The sequence below is a fragment of the Gammaproteobacteria bacterium genome (assembly GCA_011375345.1).
GTDB lineage: Bacteria > Pseudomonadota > Gammaproteobacteria > DRLM01 > DRLM01 > DRLM01.
Map to the genome: position 1 here is coordinate 1 of DRLM01000128.1, position 6790 is coordinate 6790.

The window sequence follows — 6790 nt, forward strand, 5'->3', positions numbered from 1 at the left end:
GGCGGGGAAGTCAAACCGCGCGTTTTGCAGAGCCGCCCGCACCCGGTCTTTGCTTTCTTTCACCGCCGCTTCCGGCAGGCCGACGATGGACATGCCGGGCAGGCCGTTGGCCAGATGCACTTCGACGGTGACCAAAGGGGCATTGATGCCCGCCTGTGCCCGGCTGTAGAGCACCGCCAGGGACATGGCCGGTGGGTCAGCTTTCGGGCCCGGCGGGGGCGGTATCGGCCAGGCGCGCTTCCAGGGCGCGGACTTGCGCCTCCAGTTGTTCCAGTTTCTCCCGCGTGCGGGCCAGTACGGCGCTTTGCACGTCGAATTCTTCCCGGGTCACCAAGTCCAGTCTGGCGAAGGTGCTTTGCAAAATGGCGCGGAAATTTTTTTCCAGGTCCTGCTGCAGCTCCCGCATGCCCGGTGGTACCGCCGCGGCCAGTTTTTCCGCCAATTGATCGAGAATTGTTGGGTCGGGCACGTTTTGCGTCCTCGTAAAGATTGATGAAAGCCTTGTCGCAGGGTTTCCGGACCCTGCGTGGTTTTGCGCTTCGGATGATGGCATTGCCGCGCGCCTCTGCCAAGTTGCGCGGCTGGCGCACTGAGTTGGTGCATCTCCGCGGGCGTTTGTCCAAAGTGGTGCGTAATTGCACTGCTCGGGGGCTTTCGCAGTCGTTATTGTTTGCCGTGCCAAAGGCTTGATGCCATGGCACGGAATGTGCTGAGACAGCTCCCGTCATTCTGATTCGGGTCCCGTAGCAAACTGCCTGTGGGGGTCGCTGCGCTATCGGCGAGAACGACAAACAAGGTCTCGAGTGCGGCCGGCGCCAATGGCTGAGGTGTGAGTCGCGCGGGGAGTTATTACGAGGAGAAATTCGATGAAGCTAGTCGCTGCCATTATCAAGCCATTCAAATTGGACGACGTGCGGGAAGCGCTTTCCGAAATTGGCGTTCAGGGTGTAACGGTCACGGAAGTCAAGGGATTTGGCCGCCAGAAGGGTCACACGGAATTGTATCGCGGGGCGGAATACGTGGTGGACTTTCTGCCCAAGGTGAAGATTGAAGTGGCGGTGGATGATGACCTGCTGGATCAGGTCATCGAGTCCATCGCCAAGGCCGCCAACACCGGCAAGATCGGGGACGGCAAAATCTTCGTGTTTAACCTGGAGCAGGCGGTGCGGATCCGGACTGGCGAAACCGGCCCCGACGCCCTGTAAACCATACAGATAATATGAGTCAAAAACGCTTCGGAGGGTTTACAAAGTGGAAGCATTGAATCAAGTCAAAGAACTCGCTTACGCGCTGGATACGTTTTACTTTCTGGTGACCGGCGCATTGGTGATGTGGATGGCCGCCGGCTTTGCCATGCTGGAGGCCGGTCTGGTGCGCGGTAAAAACACCGCGGAAATCCTCACCAAGAACGTCGCGCTGTATGCCATAGCCTGTACGATGTATCTGGTTTGCGGCTATAACATCATGTATCCCGGCGATGGCGCCTTGTCAGCTTATATTCCCAATATCGCTTTCTTCCTGGGCGAAGACAACGCTGCAGAAGCGGTGCTGGCGGGAGGAGAGGGGGCACCCTATTATTCGAACGCTGCGGACTTCTTCTTCCAGGTGGTGTTCGTGGCCACCGCCATGTCCATAGTCTCCGGTGCCGTGGCCGAGCGTATGAAACTGTGGGCCTTCTTCGTCTTTGCCATCATCATGACCGGTTTTATTTATCCGGTGCAGGGCTTTTGGAAATGGGGTGGCGGCTTTTTGGATCAGGCGGGTTTTTTGGATTTTGCCGGTTCCGGTGTGGTGCACCTGACCGGTGCCGCCGCGGCTTTGGCCGGTGTGCTGTTGCTGGGGCCGCGCAAAGGCAAGTATGGCCCCAACGGCGAAGTGAACCCCATCCCCGGCGCCAATCTGCCCCTGGCCACCCTGGGCACGTTCATCCTGTGGCTGGGCTGGTTCGGTTTCAACGGCGGTTCGGAACTGAAAGTATCCGACGTGGGTGAAGCCAACGCTGTCGCCGCTGTGTTCGTGAACACCAATGCCGCGGCCGCCGGTGGCGTGATCGCTGCCATGATCACCGCCCGCCTGTTGTTTGGCAAGGTGGATCTCACCATGGCCCTGAACGGCGCCATCGCCGGTCTGGTGGCCATCACCGCCGAACCGCTGACACCCACCGCCGGTCTGGCCACCATCATCGGTGCCGTGGGCGGCGTACTGGTGGTGTTTTCCATCGTGGCCCTGGACAAGATGAAAATTGACGATCCTGTCGGCGCCATCTCCGCTCATGGCACTGTCGGCATGTGGGGCCTGATTGCCGTGGTCCTGTCCAACCCCGATGCCACCATCGGCGCCCAGCTCATGGGCTTGGGCACCATCCTGGTGTGGGTGTTTGCGGCGAGTCTGCTGGTGTGGTTCGTGGTCAAGCTGATCATGGGCCTGCGGGTGACGGAAGAGCAGGAGTACGAGGGTCTGGACGTGACCGAGTGCGGTCTGGAAGCCTATCCGGAGTTCACCAAAAAATCATAAATCCGGCCTGCCGGCATTGATATTGCCATGCCCTGGGAACCTTGAGGTTCCCAGGGTTTTTTTTAGGTCACCGCAGGTCGAACCGGTTACAGGTCGGTGTGACTGCCGTCGCAAAAAGGCGGGTTCTTGCTGTGTTTGCAGCCGCACAGGGCCTGCGGCGCCTGGCTCTGGACGGTGAACTTGAGGGGGACAAAATCCGAGCCCTGATGCGAGCCGTCACAAAAGGGCTGGTTGGCGGATCTGCCACAACTGCACCAGTAATATTCTCCCGGCTCCAGTTGCAGGATATACGGTGATTTTTGGGCTACGCGGGGTTCTGACATAAGACGCCTCCTTGGGGTGCACGTTTGACGTTCACAAAACCGCCATGCAGGGCGGCACCGCCAGCGCTCCTTGGTGGATGGCGGCGCTGTAGTACTGTGTGGGAAAAGGTTTCTTGTCCACGTCCGCCGCGCGAAAATTTTCCAGCCCCCTCCCGGTGGCGGCCAGCGTGGCCGTCCACCAGCCCGAGGGATAGGAGGGCTGAGGGAAGTACAGGCTGCGGGTCTCGCCAAAGCCGGCTGTCATCATGTCCCGGCGCATGGCGGCGATGAGCGAGCGGTGAAACAGCGGCGATTCGCTTTGTTGCACAAGAATGCCGTTGGGGCGCAGGGCCTTGCGGCAGTCCCGGTAAAATGCGGCGCTGAACAAACCTTCCGCGGGGCCGATGGGGTCAGTGCTGTCGACGATGATGACATCGAGGCTGTCTGCGGCGGCGTCCTTGATCCATGCGATGGCGTCGGCAAAGACCAGTGTCGCCCGCGGGTCGCCATTGGCTTCGCACAGCTCGGGGAAATATTGTTCCGACAAGCGCGTCACCCGCTCGTCGATATCCACCTGCGTCACCCTGCTTACGGTACCGTGGCGCAATACTTCGCGCAGGGTGCCACAATCGCCACCGCCAACGATCAACACGTCCCGCGGCGCCGGATGAGTGAACAGCACCGGATGAGCCATCATTTCATGATAGAGGAAGTTATCGTAGCTGGTGAGCATCACGAAACCATCGATCACCATCAGATGGCCGAAGCGCTCCGTCTCGTAGATTTCTATTTTTTGATAGGGAGTGCGTTCCTCGTGCAGTTTGGCGATCACTTTCAAGGAAAAAGCCGACCCGCCTTCTTCGCACACTTCGGTGAACCACTGTTCGTCCAGATTCATCGCCGCTCCTCGACCTGGATGACCAAAGGCGACTAACGTTAGCGCAGCGTCCCGGCTGCCGCAAGGCCGGCTGCGGCCTCAGGCATAGTCGTCACTGCCGCCGCGTAGCGGCCCGGCGGTGTCGCCCCGCCGCCGCCTCTGGCGGCGCCGGTCGGGGCCATTGCGGGTGTCCAGCCACAATGAGGGGCGGCGGATCTGGCGGCGCTGGGTGCGGCGCCGTTCCCCCCGGCGCCGCTCCCGCCCCCGATACACCGGCGCGGTGGGCACCTGCGGCGGCCCCGCGTCCACCACCGCGGGTGGGGTGGGCGCCGCCACTTTGCGACCGCGCTGGTTGGTGGCGAACAGTTCCTCGGTGCCGATGCCGCTGCGGGTGGGTTTTATCTCAGACATCCGTCATACTCCCATCACCTGCTTCCATTATCCTCGGCCTTGCGTCCCGATCAAATAGCCGGATAATGATTGGGGTATTGAAGTCGGACACGGCGGTCCGGCCCCTCATAGGATGAGACACTGTGCAGCGGTCAGGCGCCGCCTCTGCTCAAGCTGAATCTAAGGAACACCGATAACCAAGAATGGAATTCGCCATGAACCACACCCAGACGCCCATGATCTCCACCCGACCCTTTTCCAAGTTGGCCCAGGCCTGCACCATTGTGTGCGCTGCCCTGCTTGCTGCGTGCGCCGGGACGGCCACGAAAAACACTTCCACGGATCTGGAACACGCCCTCAACGCCACGCGTGCCGGTCAAGACCTGGCACAATTGAGTTTAACGGAACGGATTCAATACTTTACCGACCAGGTGTATCTGGCCGCCACGCACGCCGGCGACGCCCGTGCGCGTCACCAACAGGCGGCTGCAGCGGCTTTGAAACAACTGGAAGAAACCCTGACGAAGCAGGATTTCCTCGCTCTGTGGATCGGCGTGGACCCGGCTTTCTTCGGTCGCGTGAACGCCGTCGTGAAGCACCCCGATTACACCCAGCGCCGCATCGCCCGGGACGGCGCGCCGCCGCGTACGGTCTACCGCCTTACGGCCAAGCATCTGGACAGCTTTCCCGGCACGGCGGCAGCGCGCAAGAAAGCCATGGCGGCGCTGATCAACTTGGCCGGCCGGGGAGACGGTGCCGCCTGCCTGAGCTTTCACAAGGCCTACCGGGGAGTCGCCCGTCCCCTGGCCGGGGAGGAGGGCCTGACCTGGCTGGATGTCGCCGCAGTGCCGTTTCGCAAATCCATGTGGGAAGGCTCGGCCAGTGCCCGATATCGGGGAGAAGTTGTCCAAATTGCGGTGCCGCCCAAGGTGGTAGTGGGATGCCGCTCGGTAAAACACCGGCCGCGGCAGGTGACGGCAGGCTTGGTGCAGGATGCGGAGCAGTTTTTCGCCGGACTGGATCTGCGTGAGCATTTCGACGTGGCCGGTTACGAGGCCCGCAAAGCGAAGTGGCTGACGGCGCTGCGCCAAAAAGCCGAGGACACCGCCCGAACCAAGGGTATGCGCCGCATCGTGCTCATCAACGTCGTTGACGTGTACCGGGTGTTTCCGCCGGCCGATGAATATCAAATCGAGCAGGCCGCCAACGACGGCAGCCTGCCCGAGCTGGTGGCCTCAGGGATTATCACCGAGGAGCGGGCCTTCGCGGCGGAACAACGGGCCGAGGAACGGCGCTTACTGTTAAACGGTGTGCGGGTAACGCCGGAAGACACCCCGCTGGCCTACCTGCAGATGGTTGCCGACAAACCGGCGGTGAATGCCCGGCGCTGAACAGATTGCGGGATGGCAGTTTTGCAACAAAGGGCTTCTTCGAGAAGCCCTTTTTTATCGGGGTGCGCCAGGCATGGCGCAGACCGCCTGCTGAACCCCTGCCGCCGGGCGTGACCCCGCCCCGGCGGGCGCGCACCCTCCCTCTCGTTCAACCGGCCCGCAATTCGTCCGCCAGGCACCGCATGCGGCGGGAACGCACGGCCCCTTCGGTGAAATAAGTCATGGCGCGCGACGCGGCAATGACGGCATCCAGGCTTGCATTGATGCTCAGGTCGCGACTTAAAAACGCGGACAACACGTCCCTGCGGCCATCGATGAGGTCAACAATGAGTTGGCGGGAGGTGTGTACCGAGACAGTGGGTGTCTGATGGTCGTTGCTGTCGGCCGCCCCTTGCATGACGGCGCGGTCATTATTGACCCGAAGCCGAAAGTGTTCTTCGCTAAGGTCAATGGCCACGATACAGGCATCCAGCTCGCGGGTCACGCGAAAGTACGCGGCGGGGGCGTCGTCAAGGAGGATCTCCAGGGCCTCGGCCAGGATGGCGGACACGGGTCTGGGGGCGGTGCCGGATCTCACGCTCAACCCATGAATTCAAAACAGGCGCGTGCGGCGCAGTCGATGGCTTCTCCGTCCAGTTCACCGGTCACCGACAAGGTGCCAAAGGTTTCGTTGAGTTCCACCACGCCGAAGCCCAGATCACCCGGCACGGCAATCTGCACAGCGCCTTTCACGCGATACTCCGCGGCCAGCCAATCCTTGCCATCGCGGGCCTGGATGAACATTTTTTCAGGCACGCTGAGCACTTCCCCCTGGCACAGCAGATTCATGGTGGCGGGAATCCTGCGCACCTTGCCGGCGAAGCGGCCACAGCGCCGGGCCTTGAGCGCGCGGCGGGTAAACAGCTTGCCCAGTTGTGGCCCGTCCCACAGAACCAGGGTGTGTTCTTTGACGAGGGCGCCCTGGCGGTTGGTGGTGCGATCGAACACCAGGGACAAGGGCTGACCGTTGGCGCGCCGGGCAAGGGCCGATGAAAAACCCCACTCCCAGCCAAAGTCTTCCCCCCAGCGCCAATAACCCCAGTTGTGGTCGTGATAAGCGCGGGCCTGTTTAAAGTCAATAACTCTATCGTTCAAGATACAAGACCCGTCGCATTGCAAGCAGGGAACGATCAACCAATTGATGTGGCCACTGCCCACCGGCGTGTCGTTCCACACCAACATGGGTTCGGTCACGGGTTTGAAGTTGAGTTTCACGGCGACAGATTCGTCACGCAGTGCAGCGCGCACGTCGTAACGGCCATCGTTGAAACGAACAC

9 protein-coding genes are annotated in these 6790 nt (G+C 61.4%); 3 read left to right on the forward strand and 6 right to left on the reverse strand.

The window, feature by feature from the left end; translation table 11 throughout:
- Positions 1 to 186: hypothetical protein (locus tag ENJ19_09980; protein HHM06052.1), on the reverse strand; the 186-nt coding region annotated here is incomplete at its 3' end.
- A gap of 10 nt (positions 187 to 196) precedes the next feature.
- Positions 197 to 469 (reverse strand): accessory factor UbiK family protein, encoded by a 273-nt coding sequence (locus ENJ19_09985; GenBank protein ID HHM06053.1) that lies wholly within the window; start codon positions 467 to 469, stop codon positions 197 to 199.
- Between the two features lie 397 nt (positions 470 to 866).
- Between ENJ19_09985 and glnK the strand changes: the two genes are divergently transcribed.
- Both glnK and ENJ19_09995 read left to right on the forward strand, forming a co-directional pair.
- A complete protein-coding gene (gene glnK / locus ENJ19_09990) occupies positions 867 to 1205 on the forward strand; it encodes a P-II family nitrogen regulator (protein HHM06054.1) in 339 nt (112 codons plus the stop codon).
- A gap of 55 nt (positions 1206 to 1260) precedes the next feature.
- Complete coding sequence (locus ENJ19_09995; protein ID HHM06055.1) at positions 1261 to 2514, forward strand: ammonium transporter; 1254 nt, start codon at positions 1261 to 1263, stop codon at positions 2512 to 2514.
- Positions 2515 to 2600: 86 nt separating this feature from the next.
- Here ENJ19_09995 and ENJ19_10000 read toward each other — a convergent pair whose 3' ends face one another.
- The 3 genes from ENJ19_10000 to ENJ19_10010 form a co-directional block, all read right to left on the reverse strand.
- Positions 2601 to 2837 carry a CDGSH iron-sulfur domain-containing protein gene (locus ENJ19_10000; protein ID HHM06056.1) on the reverse strand — a complete coding sequence of 79 codons (237 nt, stop codon included), beginning with the start codon at positions 2835 to 2837 and terminating at the stop codon, positions 2601 to 2603.
- Positions 2838 to 2868: 31 nt separating this feature from the next.
- A complete protein-coding gene (locus ENJ19_10005; GenBank protein ID HHM06057.1) occupies positions 2869 to 3714 on the reverse strand; it encodes a polyamine aminopropyltransferase in 846 nt (281 codons plus the stop codon).
- Between the two features lie 78 nt (positions 3715 to 3792).
- A complete protein-coding gene (locus ENJ19_10010; protein HHM06058.1) occupies positions 3793 to 4104 on the reverse strand; it encodes a hypothetical protein in 312 nt (103 codons plus the stop codon).
- A gap of 194 nt (positions 4105 to 4298) precedes the next feature.
- Between ENJ19_10010 and ENJ19_10015 the strand changes: the two genes are divergently transcribed.
- Positions 4299 to 5474 carry a hypothetical protein gene (locus ENJ19_10015; GenBank protein ID HHM06059.1) on the forward strand — a complete coding sequence of 392 codons (1176 nt, stop codon included), beginning with the start codon at positions 4299 to 4301 and terminating at the stop codon, positions 5472 to 5474.
- 148 nt (positions 5475 to 5622) lie between these two features.
- Here the strand turns inward: ENJ19_10015 and ENJ19_10020 are convergent, their stop codons facing one another.
- Positions 5623 to 6057: a hypothetical protein gene (locus ENJ19_10020; protein HHM06060.1), complete on the reverse strand. Its 435-nt coding sequence runs from the start codon at positions 6055 to 6057 to the stop codon at positions 5623 to 5625.
- Positions 6058 to 6790: the final 733 nt, after the last annotated feature.